26 protein-coding genes, 12 tRNA genes and 2 rRNA genes are annotated in these 24,180 nt (G+C 46.7%); 4 read left to right on the forward strand and 36 right to left on the reverse strand.

All coding sequences use genetic code 11. The annotated features are described in order from the left end of the window. The first annotated feature begins 1 nt into the window (after position 1). Positions 2-1,681: an iron ABC transporter permease gene (locus NSS87_RS27645; RefSeq protein ID WP_339243603.1), complete on the forward strand. Its 1,680-nt coding sequence runs from the start codon at positions 2-4 to the stop codon at positions 1,679-1,681. After that, entirely contained in the window at positions 1,678-2,988 is a 1,311-nt protein-coding gene (locus tag NSS87_RS27650) for an MBL fold metallo-hydrolase (protein WP_339243605.1), read from the forward strand. Before NSS87_RS27645 ends, NSS87_RS27650 begins: the two co-directional genes overlap by 4 nt. A gap of 81 nt (positions 2,989-3,069) precedes the next feature. On the opposite strand, the gene NSS87_RS27655 is transcribed toward NSS87_RS27650, so the two are convergent. From NSS87_RS27655 to NSS87_RS27760, 22 genes are all read right to left on the reverse strand, one after another. Then, positions 3,070-3,372, reverse strand: a complete 303-nt coding sequence (locus tag NSS87_RS27655; RefSeq protein ID WP_339243606.1) for a holin — start codon at positions 3,370-3,372, stop codon at positions 3,070-3,072. 13 nt (positions 3,373-3,385) lie between these two features. After that, positions 3,386-4,078: a M15 family metallopeptidase gene (locus NSS87_RS27660; RefSeq protein WP_339243608.1), complete on the reverse strand. Its 693-nt coding sequence runs from the start codon at positions 4,076-4,078 to the stop codon at positions 3,386-3,388. Beyond that, a complete protein-coding gene (locus NSS87_RS27665; protein ID WP_339243610.1) occupies positions 4,079-4,480 on the reverse strand; it encodes a hypothetical protein in 402 nt (133 codons plus the stop codon). It lies immediately after the preceding gene. A 78-nt stretch (positions 4,481-4,558) separates the two neighbouring features. Beyond that, positions 4,559-4,690 (reverse strand): XkdX family protein, encoded by a 132-nt coding sequence (locus NSS87_RS27670; RefSeq protein ID WP_339241483.1) that lies wholly within the window; start codon positions 4,688-4,690, stop codon positions 4,559-4,561. Beyond that, positions 4,691-5,134: a hypothetical protein gene (locus NSS87_RS27675; protein ID WP_339243612.1), complete on the reverse strand. Its 444-nt coding sequence runs from the start codon at positions 5,132-5,134 to the stop codon at positions 4,691-4,693. 15 nt (positions 5,135-5,149) lie between these two features. Then, positions 5,150-6,805, reverse strand: coding sequence for a hypothetical protein (locus NSS87_RS27680; protein WP_339243614.1), 1,656 nt, complete (start codon positions 6,803-6,805; stop codon positions 5,150-5,152). 11 nt (positions 6,806-6,816) lie between these two features. Further along, positions 6,817-7,428, reverse strand: a complete 612-nt coding sequence (locus tag NSS87_RS27685; RefSeq protein WP_339243615.1) for a putative phage tail protein — start codon at positions 7,426-7,428, stop codon at positions 6,817-6,819. Between the two features lie 3 nt (positions 7,429-7,431). After that, positions 7,432-7,767, reverse strand: coding sequence for a hypothetical protein (locus NSS87_RS27690; protein WP_076300996.1), 336 nt, complete (start codon positions 7,765-7,767; stop codon positions 7,432-7,434). Positions 7,768-7,778: 11 nt separating this feature from the next. Next, positions 7,779-8,801 carry a DUF2793 domain-containing protein gene (locus NSS87_RS27695; protein ID WP_339243616.1) on the reverse strand — a complete coding sequence of 341 codons (1,023 nt, stop codon included), beginning with the start codon at positions 8,799-8,801 and terminating at the stop codon, positions 7,779-7,781. Position 8,802: 1 nt separating this feature from the next. Further along, positions 8,803-9,216: a phosphoglucomutase gene (locus NSS87_RS27700; RefSeq protein ID WP_339243617.1), complete on the reverse strand. Its 414-nt coding sequence runs from the start codon at positions 9,214-9,216 to the stop codon at positions 8,803-8,805. A 1-nt stretch (position 9,217) separates the two neighbouring features. After that, entirely contained in the window at positions 9,218-10,276 is a 1,059-nt protein-coding gene (locus tag NSS87_RS27705) for a baseplate J/gp47 family protein (protein ID WP_339243619.1), read from the reverse strand. After that, the gene (locus tag NSS87_RS27710) at positions 10,269-10,700 is read right to left on the reverse strand and encodes a DUF2634 domain-containing protein (protein ID WP_076285574.1); all 432 of its coding nucleotides are present in this window, start codon (positions 10,698-10,700) and stop codon (positions 10,269-10,271) included. The genes NSS87_RS27705 and NSS87_RS27710 overlap by 8 nt, the downstream gene beginning before the upstream one ends. Then, positions 10,697-10,993: a DUF2577 domain-containing protein gene (locus NSS87_RS27715; protein WP_076301021.1), complete on the reverse strand. Its 297-nt coding sequence runs from the start codon at positions 10,991-10,993 to the stop codon at positions 10,697-10,699. The genes NSS87_RS27710 and NSS87_RS27715 overlap by 4 nt, the downstream gene beginning before the upstream one ends. Positions 10,994-10,998: 5 nt before the next feature. Continuing rightward, entirely contained in the window at positions 10,999-11,961 is a 963-nt protein-coding gene (locus tag NSS87_RS27720) for a hypothetical protein (protein ID WP_339243621.1), read from the reverse strand. Between the two features lie 9 nt (positions 11,962-11,970). Then, a complete protein-coding gene (locus NSS87_RS27725) occupies positions 11,971-12,723 on the reverse strand; it encodes a LysM peptidoglycan-binding domain-containing protein (RefSeq protein ID WP_076300990.1) in 753 nt (250 codons plus the stop codon). A gap of 1 nt (position 12,724) precedes the next feature. Beyond that, positions 12,725-14,647, reverse strand: a complete 1,923-nt coding sequence (locus NSS87_RS27730; protein WP_339243622.1) for a hypothetical protein — start codon at positions 14,645-14,647, stop codon at positions 12,725-12,727. A 190-nt stretch (positions 14,648-14,837) separates the two neighbouring features. Continuing rightward, positions 14,838-15,260 (reverse strand): phage portal protein, encoded by a 423-nt coding sequence (locus NSS87_RS27735; protein WP_042131197.1) that lies wholly within the window; start codon positions 15,258-15,260, stop codon positions 14,838-14,840. 113 nt (positions 15,261-15,373) lie between these two features. Next, entirely contained in the window at positions 15,374-15,844 is a 471-nt protein-coding gene (locus NSS87_RS27740) for a phage tail tube protein (protein WP_283909203.1), read from the reverse strand. Position 15,845: 1 nt separating this feature from the next. Beyond that, positions 15,846-17,168, reverse strand: a complete 1,323-nt coding sequence (locus NSS87_RS27745; protein ID WP_339243624.1) for a phage tail sheath family protein — start codon at positions 17,166-17,168, stop codon at positions 15,846-15,848. After that, positions 17,168-17,347 carry a hypothetical protein gene (locus tag NSS87_RS27750; RefSeq protein ID WP_234537626.1) on the reverse strand — a complete coding sequence of 60 codons (180 nt, stop codon included), beginning with the start codon at positions 17,345-17,347 and terminating at the stop codon, positions 17,168-17,170. The genes NSS87_RS27745 and NSS87_RS27750 overlap by 1 nt, the downstream gene beginning before the upstream one ends. Continuing rightward, the gene (locus tag NSS87_RS27755) at positions 17,344-17,757 is read right to left on the reverse strand and encodes a DUF6838 family protein (protein ID WP_339243625.1); all 414 of its coding nucleotides are present in this window, start codon (positions 17,755-17,757) and stop codon (positions 17,344-17,346) included. Before NSS87_RS27755 ends, NSS87_RS27750 begins: the two co-directional genes overlap by 4 nt. Before the next feature lie 425 nt (positions 17,758-18,182). Next, positions 18,183-18,680 carry an ArpU family phage packaging/lysis transcriptional regulator gene (locus tag NSS87_RS27760; RefSeq protein ID WP_143759592.1) on the reverse strand — a complete coding sequence of 166 codons (498 nt, stop codon included), beginning with the start codon at positions 18,678-18,680 and terminating at the stop codon, positions 18,183-18,185. A 284-nt stretch (positions 18,681-18,964) separates the two neighbouring features. On the opposite strand from NSS87_RS27760, the gene NSS87_RS27765 reads away from it, so the two are divergent. Then, entirely contained in the window at positions 18,965-19,393 is a 429-nt protein-coding gene (locus NSS87_RS27765) for a transcriptional regulator (protein WP_042192135.1), read from the forward strand. A gap of 31 nt (positions 19,394-19,424) precedes the next feature. Further along, positions 19,425-19,838, forward strand: a complete 414-nt coding sequence (locus tag NSS87_RS27770) for an ImmA/IrrE family metallo-endopeptidase (RefSeq protein ID WP_076285600.1) — start codon at positions 19,425-19,427, stop codon at positions 19,836-19,838. Positions 19,839-19,939: 101 nt separating this feature from the next. Here the strand turns inward: NSS87_RS27770 and NSS87_RS27775 are convergent. The 14 genes from NSS87_RS27775 to NSS87_RS27840 form a co-directional block, all read right to left on the reverse strand. Continuing rightward, positions 19,940-20,013, reverse strand: a tRNA-Pro gene (locus tag NSS87_RS27775). A gap of 14 nt (positions 20,014-20,027) precedes the next feature. Then, positions 20,028-20,101 (reverse strand) — tRNA-Gly (locus tag NSS87_RS27780). A gap of 11 nt (positions 20,102-20,112) precedes the next feature. Further along, positions 20,113-20,186, reverse strand: a tRNA-Pro gene (locus NSS87_RS27785). Between the two features lie 31 nt (positions 20,187-20,217). Then, positions 20,218-20,294, reverse strand: a tRNA-Arg gene (locus tag NSS87_RS27790). An 8-nt stretch (positions 20,295-20,302) separates the two neighbouring features. After that, positions 20,303-20,377 (reverse strand) — tRNA-Gly (locus NSS87_RS27795). A gap of 6 nt (positions 20,378-20,383) precedes the next feature. Beyond that, positions 20,384-20,467 (reverse strand) — tRNA-Leu (locus tag NSS87_RS27800). A gap of 15 nt (positions 20,468-20,482) precedes the next feature. Then, positions 20,483-20,555: transfer RNA gene (locus tag NSS87_RS27805), tRNA-Lys, on the reverse strand. A 5-nt stretch (positions 20,556-20,560) separates the two neighbouring features. Next, positions 20,561-20,635, reverse strand: a tRNA-Gln gene (locus NSS87_RS27810). 43 nt (positions 20,636-20,678) lie between these two features. Further along, positions 20,679-20,754: transfer RNA gene (locus tag NSS87_RS27815), tRNA-Val, on the reverse strand. 40 nt (positions 20,755-20,794) lie between these two features. Continuing rightward, positions 20,795-20,869: transfer RNA gene (locus NSS87_RS27820), tRNA-Glu, on the reverse strand. An 11-nt stretch (positions 20,870-20,880) separates the two neighbouring features. Then, positions 20,881-20,956: transfer RNA gene (locus NSS87_RS27825), tRNA-Thr, on the reverse strand. A 1-nt stretch (position 20,957) separates the two neighbouring features. Then, positions 20,958-21,033 (reverse strand) — tRNA-Asn (locus tag NSS87_RS27830). A 6-nt stretch (positions 21,034-21,039) separates the two neighbouring features. Continuing rightward, positions 21,040-21,156 (reverse strand): 5S ribosomal RNA (gene rrf, locus NSS87_RS27835). Between the two features lie 74 nt (positions 21,157-21,230). Beyond that, positions 21,231-24,159, reverse strand: a 23S ribosomal RNA gene (locus NSS87_RS27840). Positions 24,160-24,180: the final 21 nt, after the last annotated feature.

Here is a 24,180-nt window from a genome sequence, read left to right on the forward strand (position 1 = left end):
AATGAATATTAACTCTTTACGCTCATTTAAATGGGTGAGCGGCGGACTTGCTTTATTTATACTGACAGTGCTCGTACTGCTGCCACTCCTGCTCATTTTTTGGACCAGTATCTATCCCAATGAGCAGCTGGATATAGCCGCGCCACTACGAACCATTATGAGTAGTCATGATCTGGTTGAGGTACTGCTGAATTCTATCGGGCTCGGGGTAAGCGTTATTCTACTAACTACGCTATTTGCACTACCTCTGGCCTGGATTATGGCTAAAACGGACTTAGGGCATCATAATTGGCTGGATGTTGTGCTACTAATCCCTTTTATGACTCCGCCATACATTGGTTCAATGGGTTGGATGTTATTTATGCAAACGGGTGGGTATATGGAACTGTTTCTGCCCGCTTCCTCCGTGCTGACTCCGTATTTCTTTAGTTATGGAGGGATGGTGCTGATCATGAGCCTGCATTTATTCCCCTTCCTGTATTTACTGCTGCGTAATGCGCTTTTGCAGATCGGAGGCAATCTGGAGGAAGCAGCCTCTGTTCATGGTGCTCCGTTCTTTTACAGATTTAAAAGAGTAATCATTCCCTTGCTATTATCCAGCTATGGGCTTGGAGCTCTTCTCATCTTCGTCAAAACGATTGCCGAATTTGGTACCCCTGCGACCTTTGGTCGTAGGATCGGCTTTTACGTTCTGACCTCTGAGATCCATAAGTATATCTCTAGTTGGCCAATAGATTTTGGAAAGGCTACTTCACTAGCTTCCTTGCTGCTCGGGGTTTGTCTCGTCATGTGGTACATCCAGACTCTAATTAGCAGTCGCTTCTCTTATCGCCTAATTGGCGGAAAAGGGACTCGCACCAAACGTTATAAAAGTACGGGGATCATAGGGGTTCTTAGTTGGGGGTATGTTGTTCTATTACTTCTAGCATCTATCGGCATTCCTTATTTTTCAATCATAACAGCCTCATTATTGAAGCTGCGAGGAGAAGGCGTATCTTGGAGCAATTTAACCTTAAAACATTATGCAGAGCTGCTATCACCGGGTTCTCAAGGTCTTGAGGCCTTATTAAATAGCTTCACATTAGCCATCGTTGCTTCCAGTATCGCAGTTATTCTTGGGACTTGGTTTGCCTTAACTGTAGGAAAAGGAGCTACATTCAAGCAGAAAATTACAGATCTATTCAGCCTACTTCCCAACACAGTTCCTGGAATTGTAATTGTAGTAGGGCTAATCCTGCTATGGAATGCTCGCTGGATGCCTATTCCGCTCTATAATACCTACTGGATGGTTGTGCTTACCTACGTTGTACTATTCATCCCCTACACTGTTCAGTATGTAAAAGCGAGCTATGGGCAGATCGATTCTTCCCTTATTCAAGCGGGACAAGTATTCGGAGGAAGCAAGCTTTATGTGTTCCGCCGTATCCTGCTCCCACTCATTCTACCGGGGATGGTGGCTGGATGGATGATGACCTTCACCATTTCCAATCGGGAACTGGTAGCCTCCTTACTCATTCTTCCACCTTCAATGCAGACATCGGCGACCTATATTTTTGCCCAGTTTGAACAAGGTGCTGTAGCGATGGGGATGGCCATGGCAGTAATCTCTGTCGGCGTTACCACTATATTACTACTAGTATTAGAATATTTAAGCCCAGATAGAAAGCGGAGACAACGATGAGCACACTAACGATTTGGGGAGGGGCCGGAGAGCATGGCCGTTCCTCCTATCTTTTGCAGAACAAAGATGGGCAATCTGGTATTCTACTCGATTGTGGTGTCAAAAAAGAAGGTCCAGGTGAATACCCCCTGCTTGATACAGACATCATCCCACATTTGCAGGCAGTGTTTCTGTCCCATGCGCATGAGGATCATTCCATAGCACTTCCCCTACTATATAAGTACGGATATTCAGGTAAGGTATGGACAACGAAAGCTACCGTTAAACAGCTTCCCGATTATTTCGAAGCATGGGATAAATACGTGGCTGCTCAGTCCGCATCATTACCTTATGGAGAAATAGATAAGCAATCTATCCAGTTCATGTATTTGGAGGAGCATATCCCCCCTCAGACTTGGCTGAGGATTGCACCTAATCTTCGAGTACAATGGGGGCGAAGCGGACATTTAGCAGGTTCGGTTTGGCTGATCCTCGAATGGGACGGAACAATCGTATTTTTCTCAGGGGATTATACGAAGGAGTCGCTGCTGCTCATGGCAGATTCACCAACGATTATGGAAGCCGGAGCTAAAGATGTCGTCGATCTATCCATTATCGATGCCGCATACGGCGCGGATCCTGATGAGCAGCTTGTAAAGTTACAGCAATTAGAGTCAGCGATCTGTAACACTCTGCAAAAAAGGGGGTCAATCCTCCTTCCGGTGCCTATCCATGGCAGAAGCCAGGAATTAATCGTATGGGCAAGCGAGTGTTTCCCGGATGATCAGCTGATCGTCGAAGAAGAGCTCGTAGCACCTTTAAGAGGTCTGAGCGATAAGACCGAATGGCTGAAAGAGGGCGCTATTCAGCGCGTTAATATGCTTTTTAATAGAAAGAACTTGTGCATTGTATCTAATTCAGAGGAACGTGCAAAGGCATTGTTGAATCTCAAGAGCTCAATCGTGTTTACCAATGACGGAATGATGCAGTCGGCAAAAGCACAAGAGTATTTTCACCAGCTCTCTGCTTCTCCTGACAACCATGTGATTTTCACGGGACATTTGGCGGCAGGTAGTTTCGGGCACCGTCTCGTTAAACATTCTATAGTAGAAGAATCTAGCGACATGCGATGCACAATCTCACTCATTCGCTATAAAGTCCACCAAGGCTTACCGGACATTCGAGAAATGCTCCAAACGGTTCCCAGCCGCCGATCGGTACTGGTTCATGCTCCCAAATCGCATATTGATCATGTCACTTCTATATTAGAAGGAGAAGGGTTTGCAGGGCTGTACTCTTTGCTGCCTGGAAGTACGCTTTCGTTCTGAAGCATAACTATGTAATCTCGTAAAAAAATAATGGGGCTCTTCCTTAGGTCTATTCAGACGTTATGGAACAGCCCTTTTTTTTTATGATTCGTACCTATTATCTATTTCTTTCGTAGTCCCCGGGCGATCCTTAAAAGCTAGCTCAAACAACCCCGTCGCAGATAAACCAGCCAGCCCCCCAGCCCAAAGGCGAAGAACGATATCCAGATCGGTAAAAGGATACGCTGCCGCTCCGATGAGCAAACCTATTAATAGTCCGATAATTGGGACTGCATTACGGGGGATGTTGATACTATTTTTGACCAATTGAACTAAAGCAAGTACGAATACAGCTAATATAGAGGCAAACGCCATAACATCATCTAAAATCTCTCTAGTTTCCATGATAGATACCTCCTTAGTGAGTACTTTTAATCTCAACCGTCCTAGTGGCGGAATCATAACCTACTTGTGCGCCTAGCGCTTCTGCAATAATACGAACGGGAACGTAGGTAATGCCTTTTTCAAGCACTCCATCTGCAACCTTAACCCCGTTAACTTTTACGACGGCAAAAATATCACCCTTCAATTCTTCTTCCTCCTTCCGATTGATGACCTTATACGCTGACTCCACCGCAGATGTTGAGGGCTTTGCCCCTGCACGTAACTGTGTGAGCATTAAGCCAAATGCCATTTGAAAATGTGGATAGTCCTTAAAGCTCGTCCAATCGCCTCCCCACTCAAATCCAAGTGCCTTGGCCTCTTTTACAACCTCCTGCCAATCCGCGATCTGGTTGTTATTGTCGTCCAGACGCATATCCCACGACACACTCGATCCATTCGGCAGCAAAAGAGCAAAATCTACGGCTAATCCAAAATTGTGGTAGCTATACCCGCCACGCGCATTGGTAACAATCGCTCCAGGTTTAGTACGCCCTTGTGCATAGAGAGCATCTTGCTCGGCTATTGTGCGAAGTCCTTGCGTAATGAGAATGGAGATGTTGAGTTTGTAGCAACGTTCGATTAGAGCAGTAGCAGCGGAACGGACTATGGGGTGTAGGTTGGTTAGACGTCTACTTGATTTTTCTTTGATTTGGGACAATGTGAGCATCTATACCCCTCCTTTAAATAAAAAAACAATAATAGCAAAGATAGTACCAGCCAGAACGTATTTAAGTAGATCAACAAACACTTTTCGTTCGCTCTTGCTGTCCGTCTGAGATTGTTGCAATAGCTGGAACACACGTGAGTCCAAAGTATCCCAACGCCTCATAATCTCGTTAAATTGTATCTTCATTTCGATAGTGGATTCTTTGATCTGCTTTACGTCTTCCTCGTGCCTGGACTGCTTCTCTTTAAGCAATCGTAGCTCTGTGCTAAATGTGGCGTGTTCTGCGCCGAAGCGCATCAACTCATCGGACATTCCGGACAGACGATTTTCAACATCCTCCATACGATTCTCCAAGACTGCACCTCCGGTCCCTCCTTCTGGATTGACTCCCCCTACAGACATATAACAACTCCCCTCTCTATCTATTGATCAATATAAATAGCCCCCGTAATAGCTACGAGGGCAAAATTAAAACGCCTACTATATGGCGCTATCTGTAATCTCTTTAGCTTGTTCAGTCGTTATCTTTTTGGCTGTAACAAATACCTGTACCTGTTCTCCCGTATACAAACCTGCGTCAAAGTATCGCTTAATCAGTGCGTACCAGTTCATTTATAGTACACCTCCTTCCACGAGACTCAGAAGTAGATTTGCCTGTTCTTGCTCTGCTTGATCCAATCGATATTGAGTCGTTGCTAGTTCGAGTGCCATGCCAGCACTCTCTGATTCAACATTTTTGATCCTTTCGGTCAAAGGCTTCTGAAATACTGGTTCTTGTGGCTGCACAGGATCGACATTAGGATCTGGATAGCTAAACTCAATCTCTAATGTCTTTGGATTGACCCAATACCCGTTAGTTCGTCCAAAGTCTTCGCGGTACTCACCATACTCTAGTTCTAGAACTCCTACTGATTCCGGTGTTCTCTCCGCTAGTGCCTTGTAAGCTTCAAAATCCTGTTCTTGCGTCGTTTCTACCACTAAACCGGAACGTTCTCCAGTATCCACTAGGACGGTTCCTGTAGCTTTATCGTAATAAATCTTTCTGCCTATATCCATTAGTATTCCCCTTTCTTATCCCCACGCTTCCCATGAAACAGCTAATCCGGGTTCATTTCCACCAGCTGGTAATCTGAAGCCATTGTCTGAAGCCCATACAATTCCGGGTGCGGCTGGCGTCCAAATTTGTACAAATCTATTACTTCCTGTGTGCATGGTGGTGAGTCCATCTTGACCGTTTATTCCACTAGGATTTATACCCCTAGCATATACCGAAAATGCGTACATACTCTTGCCAGTTATAATCCTTACCACACGAGGTTTAAATGCCAATCCCGTTACAGTCAAACTATAAGTTCCCCAGTTATCATTAGTTGCATAATCACTAACTTGCACGTAATCCGCAAGATTACCGCTTCCTGCTGCGTATAATCGAGGCTGCAATGTTCCAATAACATTAAACATATTGACGCCTGCCGCTATATACTGAGGGTACAATGGGACGGCAGTCCTCAACAAATCCAAAGGTACTTTAATCTCTCCTGCACCAGCGCCGCCTTTTCTGTAGCCCTCTCTTGGATATACAGCTAAGCCGCCATCACCCCAAATTCCAATACCTGTTGCTGGATCAGCCGCATCGTTGATAACGGGCATAGCTCCTTGTTGACCGAACATGTTTACATCTGATCGGTAGTATGCAGGGTTGAAATTAGGTTCACGATATCTAACCCAATTGACACCATTTAGATAGTGACCATTCGGAGCAGTTAAATACAAATATGGAATACCATCACCTGAGTATGCTCCGTAAGAGACCTCAGGGGCAGGCCAATGGGTACTCGCTACTGGATTCGCTATTGGGATAGTCCCTTTCGTCCCGGCAATCGTGGTATCATTCAGGACCTTAGCCGCTGGAACTGTAACGGCTGCGACAGTGATCGCCGCATCATAAATCCCTGCTGGCTTGACGACTGCCGTTGCTCCCGGAGTCACCGTACCACCAGTTTGAACCGGGAGTGTCCCTGTAATATCCCCTGCGTCTGTTGCCGCCGTTTTCCCTGCGCGAATATCTCCTGCTACCGCATTACCAGAGCCACCCGCGCTATCTGCCAAAAAATCCGTACCCACACGCCGGAACGTATAAGGCTTGCCAACTAGCAATTTTCCTGCTGTATACGCTACGCCTTTTTGATCTTTAAGAGGCGCTGCTGCAAGTCCGTTAACACTGAGCGTAGGGCTTGCACCATTGGTTACGTGCGGAACTATAGTGATACCAAATCCATCCGGTGTTGTAGTAGGGGCTGGGGCTAAGACTACACTATAAGCTGTAGCTGTGCCGCTAGTTGCAGCATATCCCGGCTGACGAATATAGTCCGTTTTTACCGCCGCTACCGCTGCATCAGCTTTTGCCTGAGCGCCAGCAGGAGTCTCTTTCGCATTCCATGCTGTCTTTTCAGCATCCGTAACAAACCGATTACTCGCATCTTGAACAATAATAGCTGGTGGGTGAGTAGCTGGGTGAGTATAGTTGGTCGCTCCTGTAGCAATGCCCGCTAGCTTTGTTTTCTCTGCAGCGGTGTAATCGTTGGTAGACAGCTGTTTGCCAGTAACTTTATCAACCTTGCCATTAACAGCATTATCCAAGATATCCATATTCCCGTTCAGATCGGCAATATCAACGATATCTGTTCCCTCGGGCTTCTTTAAGCCCAAATTTCCTGTGGTTTGCATGTGTCACTCTCCTATCTATAAGTTCTTAATTCGTTCCATGTTTTATTGTGAGCACTCTCCCAAGTCAAAACCTTAACGGAGTCCCACCACGTATAGCTGAACACAAATTCATAAGCCAAATGCGCAGGTTTAATCTCTTCGATGATTTGAATCAACCCTGCCATATTGGGAGGAATGCCCAACGTACTCACAAAATGAATCTCAAAACGATACTCATTGGGCACTTCCTTAACTTCAACCACACCACCTGAAAAAGCGGACGCCGTCCGCTGGATCATCTCCGGCGTTGTCGTCCCGTTTCCACGCAGTTTCGCCTTAATCATCTCTCGGCGTGTGGCATATGACTTGGATGAATCAATATTTAGTCCAAGCTCAGCCTCCCAACGTCCAAGACTTACCGTTGCCGTTTCAATAAACGCCTGATCCAGTACATCTATAGTGCCTACCTTCAGTCCACCAATTTCTAGCCCGATGGTCTCCTGAAGCTTCTCCATTTCACGAACATCCTTATAATAATCCGACAAATACTGCATTAGATCAGGCGCTTCGACTTCACCCGGATGGCTCGAATCTTTATCTGCCGAATATTGCAATTCGCTGTATAAAGAGCTGCCGTAACTCATCCTCTACACCCCCTTCAGTTGATTCCAGGTTAGGGGGCCTTTGGGCAAATAATCATGTGTATGCGCCGCCGGAGGAAACACTGCTGGTTTACCCGCTACCCCCGCCCAAGCTACACTATCCGCTTGTTGCGCGAAATCCACCTTGCCATTGTTATTCGTATCGTAAATACTTTTCAGCATGTCCCCGGTACTTTGTGCCGCAACTAGCAAGACATTCCCAGCAGCAGAACCGATATATAGCTTCCCACTGTCTGTACAATAGCCAAGCTCACCAATAGCCAGTGCTCCAATCGCACTTTCCAAGCCGCGGCGTATTTGAATCAATGTTTTTAGAGCCATTGTCCCGCCCCCTAGAATGTTCCGCCATCAATACTGGCTACGGTAAGTCTATTGCCGTTCGCTGCGTCGTAAACAATGCTGTTTCCATCCACACTTACTGCTACACCAACCGCGTCCACGGAGATCCCTTTTCCAGCCGTAACCGCAATGGCGTCTGCAGTAACCGTGATCCCATTGCCTGCACCAATATTCAGCGTCACAGCATCGGCCTGACCACCACCAATCAGTCCGTTTCCAGCTGTAATGGTCTGTAATGCACCACCCGTACGAACCCATGCGCTGCCATTCCAGCTATAAATCTTCTGCTCATCATCGACGTAAGCGGTCCAGCCTACGGCAGGAACATAAAATACCCAAGCAGCAGATTGGTACTCCACGATTTGATTCGTTTTCCCCGCCCATGCCCCGGTTGCTCCAGCTGGAATAATGTATCGATCACCCTCAACCGGACTGGCTGGTGGAGCCAGCAGGTTCTGATCTTTTACCGACGCTTGCGGTTCGATGTTATGCTTGGCCAGCTCAATTTCATTTTTAATCTTCTGCGCAGACCACAAGTCTGTAATCGTAGTCCCCGCATCATTGATCGTCCGGTGCTTGGCCACATCGTCAATGTGAGTCTTGATCTCAGCGGCAGTCTTTACGTTCGTACCATCTGATACTTTGTTGATATGCCCCGCACTAATATCCGCTTTAAGCACCTTCGCATATGTTGCTCCATCAGCGATATCGTCGATTGTACCCGTCAGATCGCTAAGCTTCTGCGCATTCACCCGCCGCCAAGCTGCCCCATCATCAAAATATAAATATCCACTATTCGCACCCGTAGTCACGTAATACAAACGACCAACTACTCCCGCAACCGGCCGCGAGGCTTCTGGCCCCGAAAGCGCCCTGCCGACCATGGAATTAGATGTGCCGTCACCGATATAGACTTCCTTAGTATCAGTGCAAAAACCAAGTTCGCCCACCTTCAACACTCCATAACTCGTTAGTTCCGCCTTCGTGCCCCTCTTTATTTGTATACTTTGCGCCATTTTACACCTCTCTTCTAAATGATCCCCCGTCAATCTGGCCCTTGTTCTTATACCGTTCAATTTCAGTTTGAACAGCAGAAAGACTTACCTGCAAACCGTTAATATCCTCTGCTTCCACCGTATCGCCAGGAGTTTCGTAAGTCACATACACCTCTGGCACATCAGCAAAAATCTTAATCAACCGCCGCCATGGCGCCTCATCCGGAAAAGACACCGTAAAATTGCGTAGCTCAATCCCAGAATACTGTGACCCTGTGTACACTGCGATGGTCTGATTATTGATGTTGTCATGTGCGAGACCACCACTGTACATGCCATTTACAAGCGGTAATCTTTCTTCGATGACGTAGCTACCACCGTTTGCTTTTTTATTTAGCTTTTCTTGAAAAATATCAATGTCCTCTGGGTATCCCATCCTACACCTCCAGTAGAACATTACCGAACAACGGCACTTCTTCTTCGTTCAACATTACGTTGCCCGCTCCACTGTTCAGCTTCAGCTCACTGTAATCCGCGACTCCCTCAGTTGCTAGCAATAGTGCCCCGATTACAGACTGACTGATATAGGTTGCTGAAAAAGCCTTCTCCTTACGATAGCCCTCAAGAATCGCCTTGAATTCCTCACTTACTGCTTGCAGCGCATAACCTGTAGCAAGGGTTAGTTTTGCGCTTACACTAATGCTTTTGCCCGTTGCCGACGCCACAGTTACAACTGCACCTACAGGAGCTTGCCCCTCACCAGCTCCAGAGACCGGATCAATGTAATGCTGAACCTTAGTCACCAGTAGCTCAGAAGCAGGAAGTTTCTCGGCATCCACAACAATCACCTTCACCGTCTTAGGACCGTTCCATAACGGAAAAACACGTGCACCTCCCACCCCCACAACCTGCATAGCCCACTCCATGTAGTGATATTTATTGCCGCTAGTAGCTGGGCGTCTGGCTGAATCCAAATAACGCTGGCGTAGCGATTCATCACTTTCGGCGTTCTCTCCAGGGATCAGAAGAGAAGCTATTTCTCCGCGCGCGAGGTCTGAAATATAATCCACTGGCAGCAAAGAACCAAAATATCGGTTTCCTTCTTCTCCAGCGGTTTCACTCTCTAACCGATACACTCCAGGAGATAGCTTCTCCACAGCCATATAATTCAGCATATCGAGTGAGAAGCGGCTACCGAGAGGAACATCCACAAATCCCCCATCCGCTTTATAAAAAATTCCTTTTAGCTGCGCCTTGCTCGCTTCACGCCTTACAATTCCTGACCAGGAGATACTTCGCTCCAAGTACTCACCGGTAGCCGTATCTGCAAAATACAGATTATTATTCACATCCAGCTCAATGTACATTTGCGCCAGCTCTGCTGCTGCCGGAGCGAGCGCGTCATAAATGATGCTACCCTCTCGTTTATCCAGACCTGACGGAACCCGGTCCAGCATCCGCTCTAAAAGAGCCTCATACGTCTGATCCTCATACATCCTCATTCCACTCCTTTCTCAGCTGAAAATTCCCATAGCGTGTGACCACCTTACAATCAAAAGTTAGATTATCCCCGTTAAAAGAAACCTCAATATTTTCTAAGCTAAGGATTCGTTCATCCTGAAGTAAGGCCTCACTAATGACACGTCTGATTTCAGCTCTGACCAACAGCCGATCCTTACCCAGAACCAGCTGCCACTCTGTTCCGTAATCCGAACTGTAAATCAGATGTTCAAATCTATCGGTTCGCAGAATTTTGGCTGCTGCCTGCTGCACTGCCTCAAGTCCATCCGCTTGGCCAGTGATCCTTTTTCTGTCCCAATCCATTCGGTAGGTTAGACTGGGGCTTTCCCCACGTTCAAGGTTGACCTCGCCTTCAAGAAGGGCAGTTATCGGTCCAGCTTTTCCAATCGCAGGAATCATATCGGACTCACCAGCCGATCCAGAACAATATAGCTTTGTCCACCCTGCATCCGAACCATCAGAACCCGATCACCAGAGGCAAGTCCTCGACGCACTACCACTTCTCTACCCTCTAGCTCGACTTTACATTCCATTACCGATTCAGGCAGCACTAGCGCATTCCCCGATAAAATAAAACGTTGATCCACCTGGATCTGCAAAGGAGCTGCCTCCGTTACTGTCCCATAAGAAAAAGCCACGGGATTTGTATTTCCCACGGCTCCTAAGCTTGCTTTTTTTATAATATCCAACATCATTTCTACACCACCTTTATATCGAGGGACATCGTATGCTCCCCACCGGAAATCTTATGACTACATTGATCCACCAGAAACACCTGAGTCTTGAATTCATCAAGCAGGACATAAATGAAATTACCAGCCCTTACGCGCATATCACCAATCGCCTGTACGGAGAGACTAAGCTTTTCACGGTTGTGCATTTTTAGCAGATTATTTGCCTTCTCCTGAATTTGTGCAGCATTCGCTTTGTCATCGGCCTTCTGATACAAGTGCAGGATACCCCAGCGTTTCACATTATCCTTATCGCTAACCGGAAAGAAATCACGCTTACCAGACTTCTCGTTATCCTTGTATAGAAAAATGGTGTTGTACGTATCATCATCAATACTTTTTTTGAGCGAATAGTCGTACAGATACTGCCCCGCTCCCAGCACCAGATTAAGCAGCATAGACTCCGGTTTACGAAGCGTCAGCTTACCAAAGTCATCGTAAAAAGCCATCAGCCGCCCCTTATACTGAAGCTCACTGCCGATCGCTCCCATAATGATGTCCAGCAGCTTTTTGTCATCTTCAATTAATGAGGGAATTCGGTACTCTGTATTCTCCAGCACACCTGTCTTCAGGCCGTAGTCCTTGGTTATTTTAGTAATAACATCGCTAGCCGTGACATCCTGCAAAACATAACTACCATTGCCTAGTAAATAACGAATCTGATCATAAGCAGTCAGCTTAATCTCCTGATCCGAGCCTGTATCAATGCTGAACACAAACCCGTAGAATACATCCACATTATCTTTGCTGAACTGAATAATATCACCGTTGCTGATGCTGAACTTGGGATGCTGATAGATACCACTGTCCACAAGTGTTAACTCTAGCGTTGATGGTTTGCCTGAACGAGCAGTTTTCCATGTAATATCGGAGACGATACCTGAAATATCCCATAAATGTCCTTCCTTATTCTTTACAAGTAGCTCCATAACAGCCTCCTACGGTAGCTTAATGACCTTACCGATTGGAAGCTTCCTCAGCTCACTATCTTTAATGCCATTAAGTTTCTGGATTTCTCCACACCTTTTGCCATCTCCAAGAATTTCTTTAGCGATTTTCCATAGATTGTCTTTAGATTTCATGATATACGTTTTAGGTTTGGGCTTTTCATTAGCCCGCTTCTGTTCTACCTTCACTTCATCTTTGACAACCTTAACTGCTACCGCTTGATAGAATACATACTTTTTGAGAGATAAAGAATATTCAATATCCCCTGATGTACCCGCACTGAGCTTCCAAGAGAAACCTTCAATACTCATAGCCATGTTCACACCGAAATCAATTTCTATGGATTTATCCTCACTAGTCGATGATTCCTTTAACCATTTCTGAGGGTTGTTTAGCTTCCCATCAGCTTTTTTTAAGTCATCAGCATAACTCACCCCAGAGAATACAAAACGAATAGGTCTGCGACTAGTCATCCACTTCTTAATCAGCTCCACATATTCAAAAGGTCTCTTCAACCCGTCCTCTTGCACCAATACGAACGGATACTTTTGTGCCGGAAAAATACTTTCAATTGTAATCTCCGTAAGCTTCGGATAAGCAATCGTATTGATTTCACCCAAATCTATAATGGTATAGCTTTTTCCATCCCCGCTCTCTTTGATCTCTAAGGTCTCCGGGTTGACTGGTAGCCGGAATGCTTCCGCCTGATTATTAAAACCAAGAAAAATCCCGTACTCTTCCACGTTACGTATACACCCCCTGCGCTGTAGAGACAAACTCTTCGTTCAGCTTTTGCCCGATCTTGTTGATAATCGTATCAATGTCTCCAGCATTGTTGATATTTCCAGTTGTTACCTGCACCGTCGGCGTCAGCTGCACAAAATTCTGGATCGCCTGAATCTCCGCCAGCTCCCGCAGCATTTTCAAATCATCGCTGGAGATGTCTACAGTGTCGTTGATGGAGTCGAGTTCTTTGACGCGGTTGACGGTGTTTAGATTGTTGCTTTGGTTGGCTAGTAGTCCTGTTGAATTCAGAGATTGTGCACTGCTAATCGGGTTCAACTTCTCCTTTACTTTATCCGTTGCATCGCGCCCTTTATCCATAAATTTGTTCATCGCATTCTTTCCTGTTTGACTGGCACTATTAAAACTATCTTTTAGATTAACGTACTCAATCTTCGGCGTCTTTTGTTCTGGAATATCGTTTAGAGTTGGAGCAAGTGTCTTAAGTCCTTGACGGTATTTATCGATCATATCACTTGCCGCATGAGGGATTTCTGGTTCCAGCATATCGACTTTTATCTCACTTATCCCCATCTTATCGAAGAAAGGAATATGACTTAAAGCTTCAATCATGGAATTAAATTTGCCGAGTACCCAATTGATTGCTTTTGCCATCACCTTCATGAAACCTCCAGCAAAGCCTTCTGCTCCCACCGTCATATTGTAAAGAACATCAAGGGCCCCCATAGCCAGGTCATAAAATAGTTGCTTCAAAAAATTAACGGCTTCATGAAAACTATTAACAATATAATCCCATGCGTAGATCGCTGAATTTTGTATAAAAATCCAAATGTTATCCAATACTGCGCCTAACCACCCAAAAGCCCCTGCTATAGCACCAACAACATCCCCCGCAGAAACACCTAACATCTGAAAAATTAAAATAAGAGCTCCAATAACAGCAATTACTACTAAAATAGGCCAGTTCGCTACCATCCATGCTGCTGCAAGCGAATACACCTGCACAATCATAGCTGCTAGATAGACAAATGCTATCGCTTCTAGGAACGGTTTAATCCAAGACCAGTTTTCCTGCACTACTCCCACCAGCCATAATATGCCATCGACTACCATACCAATCACATTAGCTATGAAGAGAAAACCATTAGCCATAGCATCTATAATCGGCAACAATTGGCCTGATGTCAGAGCTTTGTTTAAGGTATCCATTACTGGTCTCAGAGCACCCATTGCTTTCTCCCCAATTTTGCCAAGGGCAGCGTCTGTATTCTTATTCAGCGTATTCCAGTCTTCGATGTCTCCCGGCTTTGCTGCTTTTTTTACAGCTTTCTCCCCCAAAGACTTAACCGCGTTAAATGGTTTTACCACATCAGCCGTCTTAAGAAATTTCATAATTTTTGAGTCAGGGGACGGTGGAGTTGGTGGAGTTGGCGGTTCCTTTCGCAAATTAATCTTAGGAGTAGGGACCGGATCCGCCTTAACTTCAGGCTTTTTCTCCGCTTCCTTCTTTTTTTCCTTTGCTTTTAATCCCTTCCACCACTCTACCTTCTTCGCCTTTTCTTCTTCAGCCTTACCTAGCTGCTCACCAGGAGAGAGACTTAGCGTTCGAAGAGCCAATTGTTGAGATTGCCCTGCTTGTTGGCTTTGCTCAATAACTATATCCCTGGAAACTACAATTTTTGGAGGGAGACGTTTAAAGCCCTCAAGTAGAGTATCGTTGATGTCCTGCAAAGACTGGTTTACTTGATTTAGAGAACGACTCATTTCATCATTTGACCGCTTAACAACCACTTGCATTCCCTTGACCAAACGATTAACAATATCCAGATTACTGTTCAGACGAACAGATTGTTTATTGACACTCTTCCAAATCGCCAAGGATTTCATCGGTAGCATTACGGCTTTAGATGCTTCTAATTTCATTCATTCACCCCCTATCTCTTCCTCGCCTTACTCCGTGCCTGATCCCGCTTCTCCTTCTCCACACGAACAGCAATCATCGCATAAATTGCGGCACGTTCACGTGAAGACAGCTTCATTAGCTCATGCGGTAAAATATGAAGCTCGTGGAGGGCGTAGTAAGCTAAGTTCGCTTCGCTGTCGCCCTCGTTGATTAGTTTTTTACTTCATCCACCAGCTCGTTCATATCTGTGCCGAAGCCATTCAAGGCTTGCACTCGTTCACCCAATGCCGCGAATTCACCCGGAAGCAGCATTTTTCGCAGCAGTGTTTCAGCACCAAGGACACCATAAGAACGCTGTAGCTCGGCATTTTTCAGATCCGGATGCACCACACTTGAAGTCATAAGCTTAGCCATATAATCATTCGGTTCAATCTCGGAGGTATACACTCCGTTCTTACCTTTGACCTTACGAGTAGCTGCTTTACGGCATTCCTGATTCTCATCCTCGTTCATACTGCGTAGCTTCCAGGCAACTGCGTTCCCTTCCTTATCCTTAAACCGCTGCGATACCACAAACTCCTCGGTCGTGTCACATGCTACATTTTGCGCAAAAAACAAACTTAATTCACTCATTGTCTTCCTCCTAAAATGATTTAGTTTCTTCTAGTACTACTAACTAGACAGAGAAGAGACCCGCCGCTCACCTGCACGCCCGGGCCTTACTTGCTCCTATCTAGTTGTCTTTATTAGTTTCCGGAGCCGGCGGGAGCGCCAAAAGCTTGCACAATCTGCACGTCTTCAAAGGTAAAGCTCACTTCTTCTTCCAGCGCATCTGATTCTGTATCAAGAGAAGCCATGATGACACTATCAAGGTTCACGCCTTTTAAAATAATGCGTTGTGCTCCCACACTGGACGATGGGTCTTCGTTCGTAACCTCAATATCGAAATACTGGTCGACACCTGTATTCATATAATCGAGCATCATCTGGCGGAAACGGCTAGTCATATAAAAAATCGTCATCGAACCGCTGCCCGACCATCCAGTCGCTTTATGCTGAACACCACGTCGACCGAGTGTCTTCACTTCTGCCTTTGTTTTTTCTACCGTTGCTTCAAGCGTCTTCACATAGAACATCTCTTCAGTTTGCGTGCCAATCACGGCATACGCACGGCCCTCCTGGCCGGAAATCGTATCGCTAGCTTTTAAAAATGCCATCTTAAACCACCTTCACTTTCATATATACTTTTTCTACGGAATCAACTGGCTTCACAGCCACGTCGAGCACAATACTATCGCTATCAGTACCTGCCACAACGACAACATCGGTCTGCGCATTAAAGCTTTCAATCGCCCCCATATCCTGCAGATCATTCATGTAAGTTGCACATTGTGACCAGAACAGAGCCCGTCCATCTTCATTATTGGCTACCTTACCAATGTAGTAGTTCTCAAAAATACGCTTCAGATCATTCGCAATCCCATCCAGCACGCGTAGCACACGATTTTTGGAGAACGCTTTGCCTTTATCCGGAGAAAATGCCGTAAACGTGTTAATATCTTGCTCCACCACAGCTCGCCCTCCACTGTAAGTAAAGAGCAGTTCACCTCGCAGCAAAGCTGCAGTCGTCTCAGAATGGCTAAGCCGCACATCCGCGTCAACGGAGTCGTCATATCCCTGATAAGTTAGCGATTGATTCACCGCAGCAGCAGCCGTAGCACCGGCCACCCAAGCAACAGCATTGTTGTTATCAATCATAGTTCCGTCACTCAGTACTACCCCATTCCTCACGCTGATCACACCCTCATGACCCGCAGTAGCATAATCCGATAGTACAGCCTGCACTTTCTTACCTTCCGTATCCCGCAGTCTTCTCACCCAAGAGCTATACAGCGCCTTAAGCGTACTATCCTGCGATACTAGTCCAACCGTTTGGAACTCAAGCACCTCAAGAGCAGACAAGAAATCGCTGTGCGCACCATTTGTCACCGTACCATTAGCTCCGCCAATAAGCGGCATCCCTGCGGTTAGCTTCAAGCCTTCTGCACCATTTTTCTGGAATTGTACATAATCGTTAGCGACCAACTCTTCAGCCGTTCCAACCGTTTGCTTATTCAGTTCAGTTCCATTCAGCAGTGTCTTTACATCAAAAAGAGCATTATTCTCAATATTCTTCTCAATAACAACAGAAAGATCATTTCCGCGTACACCGCCATATTTAGCCGTAACCTGTAGACCATTGTTCGTGACCGCCGCTTTAACCCCTTCATTCAATCGATAGAGCAGTAACGTTCCCGCACGTTTCAGCGCTTCGCGTACTGGCAGCAATGTTAGATGTTCCAAATCATAACCTAGTAGCTTATTCACGTCGTCCTGCGGGGTAATCTTCATGATCACTCCAGCTTCTCCCCAAGATAAGGCAAGTGCCAAAGCAGTAATCCCACGTTCTCCCATTTTGCCGATGGCACCTTGATTCGATGCTACATTTACGTACACCCCTGGGCGCACTTTGTTTTGAGTTGTCCATGTTCCGCCTGTCATTAGTTCAAAACCTCCTTATTAATAAACAATCCCATAGATTGCTTCGCTTCTTCGATCGTATAACTTTTGTCATCCTGCAAAATAACGTTCAGCACATCCTTTTCCTTAGCCGTAAAAAGCGATGAATTCACAATCTGCTCTTTACCAAAACGATCTCCATTACTCACCTTTGTGCTCATTTCAGTCTTTCTCCTCCTATCATATGTCCCATCTTAATGGGGTCAGGCTTCTCACTTTGCAAATACACCATATAGTCCGTTGTAAAAAGCGGTCCATGCCCCTCTACCCCAGCTTCCCAGGCTTGCCTAGCTACACGAAAGGAGCCACCCTCTTGCTCCATCCCTGCCATTGCCTCACTCAGCTTATCTGCCATTCTCTCAGCTTCCAGCAGACTGCCTTGTTCATAACGGATACCGAAGCGATAGACCGCTAAATATCGGCCTTCCCGCTGCCGATCCAGAGTCGCTGAGATCAGTCCGGGATAAAAATAAGCCGTCTGAGGTTTCTCCCCCTCCACATATACAGGCATATCTGGAAAGTACCTCTCCAGCGCACTCGTAATGTGTTCTCGTAATTGTTGTACCGACATCACTCCATTCCTTTCTGAACTGCGGCGGATCGCCGATCTTTGATGGTGTTAACCTTCAATTGCATTAACATTTAAGAAGACACCCCCTCTACTAAAATTAAGAACAAAAAGGATACTATCCAATGTTGGATAATACCCTTCTATACTAGGCCAATGCCAAAAGAATCTTTCACCGCTAGATTTGTTCTCATCACCACTAGGGTTGAACTATTAGCAGAGCATTCATGCTCTTGCGGTGTTCTTTTTGCTTCATTTGCCATGTTATAAATATACACCCCTATTTGCCTTGCAGAGACGGTATACCGACGAGGTTTAAGCTAGCTTTGGGATGGTATAGAGCGGTTTTTCGGAGGAACATAAAATCAATAAAAAAAGACCGTATCATCCGCTCGGACGACACAGTCTTTAGTAACCGTCTATTTCTCTTAAGTAATACTAATCTTCTCTTTCTTCACTCTAGGTGCTGTTATTAAAGTGTTAAGGGACAGTAGACCGAGATCCGTTAAAGCCAAAGCCATCTTATAAAAAGCCTTCGAACGTATCTTCACGTAAGTGTCCTTACTCACCGGTGGATCAAACACATGATTGTAAATCGTATAATCGTACGTTTCGTCTCTTTTCATATAACGCTCTCTTACTAATTGCTGTTCCCTCGTATCGAGTCTTTCTACCACAGAGTCTATCGCCGAGCAAAAAGCCCTTCTGGCAGCCGGTATATCCACATTATAAGAAGCTATCGCAGCAGTCTGATCAGTAACAGTATTCGTAGGACCATGAAATCTTTCTGTATACGAATAAGTAGTACTGGCTTCCTTAGCCTCAAATGTAACGGTCTTAAAAATACGGTATTTCTCCAACATGCTCTCTATAGCGACCTGGGTTCGGCGACGGTCTAGCTCCGGTAAAGCAGATAAGTTCATCATTTTATGCACTCCTTTAGGTTTTAACAGAATGAGATTAAATTGCGGAAGTTTCCTAAGCAATGTGCTAAAATATAAAAGTGTTCGTATTCTGTTCGTATTTTTCTATAATATACCACTTCTCTACCAATCTCGTAAAACCCCGTTTGAGTCTGTTTTGGGCGAAAAAGGATAGTTTTCCCTCCATTATCTTGCCTTTTGGCAATAATATACGCTTTGTTGTTTACCAATTGGCAAAAATGGCTTATATTAATAACATAAGCTTCAGTCTATAAGGAGTGGTTGAGATGAAACAGGATTTTGGGGATTATATGAAGCAACTTCGCGAAACAAAGGGACTCACTATTAATCAATTGGCAGCAGCAGCAGGCATTAGCGGATCACAGATTTCACGGATTGAAAATGGTCTAAGAGGAGTTCCTAAGCCGACTACATTACGCAAAATAGCAGAGGCTACAGGAGTCCCGTACGAGGAGCTAATGGATCAAGCGGGGTATTTGCAGGAACAGGCTCTTCCAAGCGAAGAGATTGTCCCAGAGTGGGCTACAAGCAAGGACAAACGTGACTTCCGTAAAATGCTGGAGGATGATGGAGAGCTGATGTTTGATGGAATCCCATTAGACAAGGATGACAAGCAGAGGATAAAAGATGTACTGACCGGCTTATTCTGGGAAGCCAAACAGATGAACAAGAGAAAGAAATCCAACAACACTTAATAACTACACTAACATGCTGCAGGTGAAGAATATGGATGAACTGATCAATAATCTGATTAAAAAATATAAAACCAATTGTCCGTTCGAGCTGGCCTCAGCGCTAGGTATTCATATTCGCTTCATGAACCTTGGGACAGGCACAAAGGGATTATATTACCGAAAACTAAGAAGAAGATTTATCGTCATTCATAATGAGTTGCCAGTTGAGTGGCAGCGCTTCGTTTGTGCGCATGAATTAGGACATGATCGCCTTCACAAGGGGATTAACCGCTTTTTCCTGGAAGAAAGCTCTTACTTCTCTCCTGGCAAGCTTGAGCGTCAAGCTAACGTCTTTGCTGTAAAGCTACTATCCATAGGCAGTAATCCTGAGCAAGAAGAATCCTGTAAAAGTTATTATCTACGGATTGGCATTCCGCCAGAAGTACAGTTTCTTTTGGAAGAATGATAGAGCATATGTTATATGAATTTATGTGTGTTTTAATTCTATACATAACAAAAAAAGCTCTTACCGAAGTAAGAGCTTTCTAAGAGCAATTAAGCTGAGTATCGGGATGACACGATTTGAACATGCGACCCCCTGGTCCCAAACCAGGTGCTCTACCAAGCTGAGCTACATCCCGTTACTATAAAATTATGGAGCGGGTGATGGGAATCGAACCCACGCTATCAGCTTGGAAGGCTGAAGTTCTACCATTGAACTACACCCGCAAAGGTGAAAATCGGGATGACACGATTTGAACATGCGACCCCCTGGTCCCAAACCAGGTGCTCTACCAAGCTGAGCTACATCCCGTTAAAATACTATAATTGCTTAATAAAAAAAATGGCGCGCCCTGAGAGATTCGAACTCCCGGCCTTTTGATTCGTAGTCAAACGCTCTATCCAGCTGAGCTAAGGGCGCAAAAATTATGGAGCGGACGACGGGAATCGAACCCGCGACCCTCGCCTTGGCAAGGCGATGCTCTACCGCTGAGCCACGTCCGCAATAAGTGGTGCGCGTGAAGGGACTTGAACCCCCACGTCGTGAAACGCCAGATCCTAAGTCTGGTGCGTCTGCCATTCCGCCACACGCGCATGTAATAATAAAAGTGAGCCATGAAGGACTCGAACCTTCGACACCCTGATTAAAAGTCAGGTGCTCTACCAACTGAGCTAATGGCTCGCACTTGGCTGGGGATATAGGATTCGAACCTATGAGTGACGGAGTCAAAGTCCGTTGCCTTACCACTTGGCTAATCCCCATTGATGGTACCTCTATGTTGCCCATAATCTCTCAGGAAGATTATGGTGGAGGCTGAGGGGATCGAACCCCCGACCCTCTGCTTGTAAGGCAGATGCTCTCCCAGCTGAGCTAAGCCTCCATATCTATGGGACCCTCTAAGGGTAAGTACAAGTAAAAGTTGGTGACCCGTATGGGATTCGAACCCATGTTACCTCCGTGAAAGGGAGGTGTCTTAACCCCTTGACCAACGGGCCTTGCAAATCTGTGGAGCTCTCAACCGGATTCGAACCGGTGACCTCTTCCTTACCATGGAAGCACTCTACCTGCTGAGCTATGAGAGCATGGCTCCCCGAACAGGACTCGAACCTGTGACAACTCGATTAACAGTCGAGTGCTCTACCAACTGAGCTATCAGGGAATATCCGCTTGGCAACGTCCTACTCTCCCAGGACCCTTCGGTCCAAGTACCATCGGCGCTGGAGGGCTTAACGGTCGTGTTCGGGATGGGTACGCGTGGAACCCCTCCGCTATCGCCACCAAACGGGCATTTACAGCGTAAATGCTCAGGCTTAATCGCCTGAAAACTGAATCCGAATTGAATTTGCATTTTAAGTATAGGATAAGCCCTCGACCGATTAGTATTGGTCAGCTCCATGCATTACTGCACTTCCACCTCCAACCTATCTACCTCGTCGTCTTCAAGGGGTCTTACTAATTGGGAAATCTCATCTTGAGGGGGGCTTCACGCTTAGATGCTTTCAGCGCTTATCCCGTCCGTACGTAGCTACCCAGCCATGCTTCTGGCGAAACAACTGGTGCACCAGCGGTACGTCCATCCCGGTCCTCTCGTACTAAGGACAGCTCCTCTCAAATTTCCTGCGCCCACGACAGATAGGGACCGAACTGTCTCACGACGTTCTGAACCCAGCTCGCGTACCGCTTTAATGGGCGAACAGCCCAACCCTTGGGACCTACTTCAGCCCCAGGATGCGATGAGCCGACATCGAGGTGCCAAACCTCCCCGTCGATGTGGACTCTTGGGGGAGATAAGCCTGTTATCCCCAGGGTAGCTTTTATCCGTTGAGCGATGGCCCTTCCATGCGGTACCACCGGATCACTAAGTCCGACTTTCGTCCCTGCTCGACTTGTAGGTCTCGCAGTCAAGCTCCCTTATGCCTTTGCACTCTTCGAATGATTTCCAACCATTCTGAGGGAACCTTGGAACGCCTCCGTTACTCTTTAGGAGGCGACCGCCCCAGTCAAACTGCCCGCCTGACACGGTCCCCGTACCCGGTAAGGGTACTAGGTTAGAACCTAGATACGATCAGGGTGGTATCCCAACGGCGCCTCCACCGAAGCTTGCGCTCCGATTTCTACGGCTCCCACCTATCCTGTACAGATCGTACCCAAATTCAATATCAAGCTGCAGTAAAGCTCCATGGGGTCTTTCCGTCTTGTCGCGGGTAACCTGCATCTTCACAGGTATTAAAATTTCACCGGATCTCTCGTTGAGACAGCGCCCAAGTCGTTACGCCATTCGTGCGGGTCAGAATTTACCTGACAAGGAATTTCGCTACCTTAGGACCGTTATAGTTACGGCCGCCGTTTACTGGGGCTTCGGTTCATAGCTTCGGGTTACCCCTAACCACTCCCCTTAACCTTCCAGCACCGGGCAGGCGTCAGCCCGTATACTTCGCCTTGCGGCTTCGCACAGACCTGTGTTTTTGCTAAACAGTCGCTTGGGCCTTTTCACTGCGGCCCCCTCGTGCTATTCACACTACCGGGGCACCCCTTCTCCCGAAGTTACGGGGTCATTTTGCCGAGTTCCTTAACGAGAGTTCTTCCGCGCGCCTTAGAATTCTCTTCTCGCCTACCTGTGTCGGTTTGCGGTACGGGCACCTTCTCCTGGCTAGAGGCTTTTCTTGGCAGTGTGAGATCATGACCTTCGCTACTGTAATTTTCGCTCCCCATCACAGCCCAGCCTTAATGATGTGCGGATTTGCCTACACATCAGCCTCACTGCTTAGACGGACATATCCATCAGTCCGCGTCACTACCCTCCTGCGTCACCCCATCGCTCATAGCGGATTACGGTGGTACAGTAATTTCAAACTGTTGTCCTTCGACTACGCCTTTCGGCCTCGCCTTAGGTCCCGACTTACCCTGAGCGGACGAGCCTTCCTCAGGAAACCTTGGGCTTTCGGCGGATCAGATTCTCACTGATCTTTTCGTTACTCATACCGGCATTCTCACTTGTATGCTGTCCAGCGCTCCTTACGGTACACCTTCAACCCACATACAACGCTCCCCTACCCCAGATACATACGTATCTAGCCATAGCTTCGGTGGTGTGTTTAGCCCCGTTACATTTTCGGCGCAGAGTCACTCGACCAGTGAGCTATTACGCACTCTTTCAATGGTGGCTGCTTCTAAGCCAACATCCTGGTTGTCTGTGCAACTCCACATCCTTTCCCACTTAACACACACTTGGGGACCTTAGCTGATGGTCTGGGCTGTTTCCCTTTTGACAATGGATCTTAGCACTCACTGTCTGACTCCCGGCAATAAGTATATGGCATTCGGAGTTTGACTGAGCTTGGTAATCCTTGCGGACCCCGCACCCAATCAGTGCTCTACCTCCACTACTCTTATACCGAGGCTAGCCCTAAAGCTATTTCGGGGAGAACCAGCTATCTCCGAGTTCGATTGGAATTTCTCCGCTACCCCCACCTCATCCCCGCATTTTTCAACATGCGTGGGTTCGGGCCTCCAGTGCGTGTTACCGCACCTTCACCCTGGACAGGGGTAGATCACACGGTTTCGGGTCTACGTCCACATACTCAATCGCCCTATTCAGACTCGCTTTCGCTGCGGCTCCGTCTTCTCGACTTAACCTTGCATGTTAAACGTAACTCGCCGGTTCATTCTACAAAAGGCACGCCATCACCCATTAATAGGGCTCTGACTTTTTGTAAGCACACGGTTTCAGGTTCTATTTCACTCCCCTTCCGGGGTGCTTTTCACCTTTCCCTCACGGTACTGTTTCACTATCGGTCGCCAGGTAGTATTTAGCCTTAGCAGATGGTCCTGCTGGATTCATACGGGGTTTCACGTGCCCCGCACTACTCGGGATCCGTCTCGGAGAGAACACAGTTTAGGTTACAGGGCTTTTACCTCTATCGCGGGCCTTTCCAGACCTCTTCACCTACCATATTCCTTTGTAACTCCATGTGAGACGTCCCACAACCCCTAAGAGCAAGCTCTTAGGTTTAGGCTGTTCCGCGTTCGCTCGCCGCTACTGACGGAATCACTATTGTTTTCTCTTCCTCAGGGTACTTAGATGTTTCAGTTCCCCTGGTCTGCCTCTACATCTCCTATGTGTTCAGAGATGAGTAACTGCGAATTACCACAGCTGGGTTTCCCCATTCGGACACCCCCGGATCAAAGCTTGCTTACAGCTCCCCGAGGCAGTTTCGTTGTTCGCCACGTCCTTCGTCGGCTCCTGGCGCCTAGGCATCCTCCGTGTGCTCTTATTAGCTTAACCTTGATTTTTCCTAAGAAAAAT

The organism is Paenibacillus sp. FSL F4-0243 (assembly GCF_037963295.1).
In the GTDB taxonomy this organism is placed as follows: domain Bacteria; phylum Bacillota; class Bacilli; order Paenibacillales; family Paenibacillaceae; genus Paenibacillus_AQ.

What these genes read in the sequence shown, in the direction of transcription:
- NSS87_RS27645 (WP_339243603.1), top strand. Translation starts at nt 2, where the DNA reads ATGAATATTAACTCTTTACGCTCATTTAAATGGGTGAGCGGCGGACTT.
- NSS87_RS27650 (WP_339243605.1), top strand. Translation starts at nt 1,678, where the DNA reads ATGAGCACACTAACGATTTGGGGAGGGGCCGGAGAGCATGGCCGTTCC.
- NSS87_RS27655 (WP_339243606.1), bottom strand. Translation starts at nt 3,372, where the DNA reads ATGGAAACTAGAGAGATTTTAGATGATGTTATGGCGTTTGCCTCTATA.
- NSS87_RS27660 (WP_339243608.1), bottom strand. Translation starts at nt 4,078, where the DNA reads ATGCTCACATTGTCCCAAATCAAAGAAAAATCAAGTAGACGTCTAACC.
- NSS87_RS27665 (WP_339243610.1), bottom strand. Translation starts at nt 4,480, where the DNA reads ATGTCTGTAGGGGGAGTCAATCCAGAAGGAGGGACCGGAGGTGCAGTC.
- NSS87_RS27670 (WP_339241483.1), bottom strand. Translation starts at nt 4,690, where the DNA reads ATGAACTGGTACGCACTGATTAAGCGATACTTTGACGCAGGTTTGTAT.
- NSS87_RS27675 (WP_339243612.1), bottom strand. Translation starts at nt 5,134, where the DNA reads ATGGATATAGGCAGAAAGATTTATTACGATAAAGCTACAGGAACCGTC.
- NSS87_RS27680 (WP_339243614.1), bottom strand. Translation starts at nt 6,805, where the DNA reads ATGCAAACCACAGGAAATTTGGGCTTAAAGAAGCCCGAGGGAACAGAT.
- NSS87_RS27685 (WP_339243615.1), bottom strand. Translation starts at nt 7,428, where the DNA reads ATGAGTTACGGCAGCTCTTTATACAGCGAATTGCAATATTCGGCAGAT.
- NSS87_RS27690 (WP_076300996.1), bottom strand. Translation starts at nt 7,767, where the DNA reads ATGGCTCTAAAAACATTGATTCAAATACGCCGCGGCTTGGAAAGTGCG.
- NSS87_RS27695 (WP_339243616.1), bottom strand. Translation starts at nt 8,801, where the DNA reads ATGGCGCAAAGTATACAAATAAAGAGGGGCACGAAGGCGGAACTAACG.
- NSS87_RS27700 (WP_339243617.1), bottom strand. Translation starts at nt 9,216, where the DNA reads ATGGGATACCCAGAGGACATTGATATTTTTCAAGAAAAGCTAAATAAA.
- NSS87_RS27705 (WP_339243619.1), bottom strand. Translation starts at nt 10,276, where the DNA reads ATGTATGAGGATCAGACGTATGAGGCTCTTTTAGAGCGGATGCTGGAC.
- NSS87_RS27710 (WP_076285574.1), bottom strand. Translation starts at nt 10,700, where the DNA reads ATGATTCCTGCGATTGGAAAAGCTGGACCGATAACTGCCCTTCTTGAA.
- NSS87_RS27715 (WP_076301021.1), bottom strand. Translation starts at nt 10,993, where the DNA reads ATGTTGGATATTATAAAAAAAGCAAGCTTAGGAGCCGTGGGAAATACA.
- NSS87_RS27720 (WP_339243621.1), bottom strand. Translation starts at nt 11,961, where the DNA reads ATGGAGCTACTTGTAAAGAATAAGGAAGGACATTTATGGGATATTTCA.
- NSS87_RS27730 (WP_339243622.1), bottom strand. Translation starts at nt 14,647, where the DNA reads ATGAAATTAGAAGCATCTAAAGCCGTAATGCTACCGATGAAATCCTTG.
- NSS87_RS27735 (WP_042131197.1), bottom strand. Translation starts at nt 15,260, where the DNA reads ATGAGTGAATTAAGTTTGTTTTTTGCGCAAAATGTAGCATGTGACACG.
- NSS87_RS27740 (WP_283909203.1), bottom strand. Translation starts at nt 15,844, where the DNA reads ATGGCATTTTTAAAAGCTAGCGATACGATTTCCGGCCAGGAGGGCCGT.
- NSS87_RS27745 (WP_339243624.1), bottom strand. Translation starts at nt 17,168, where the DNA reads ATGACAGGCGGAACATGGACAACTCAAAACAAAGTGCGCCCAGGGGTG.
- NSS87_RS27750 (WP_234537626.1), bottom strand. Translation starts at nt 17,347, where the DNA reads ATGAGCACAAAGGTGAGTAATGGAGATCGTTTTGGTAAAGAGCAGATT.
- NSS87_RS27755 (WP_339243625.1), bottom strand. Translation starts at nt 17,757, where the DNA reads ATGTCGGTACAACAATTACGAGAACACATTACGAGTGCGCTGGAGAGG.
- NSS87_RS27760 (WP_143759592.1), bottom strand. Translation starts at nt 18,680, where the DNA reads ATGATGAACTTATCTGCTTTACCGGAGCTAGACCGTCGCCGAACCCAG.
- NSS87_RS27765 (WP_042192135.1), top strand. Translation starts at nt 18,965, where the DNA reads ATGAAACAGGATTTTGGGGATTATATGAAGCAACTTCGCGAAACAAAG.
- NSS87_RS27770 (WP_076285600.1), top strand. Translation starts at nt 19,425, where the DNA reads ATGGATGAACTGATCAATAATCTGATTAAAAAATATAAAACCAATTGT.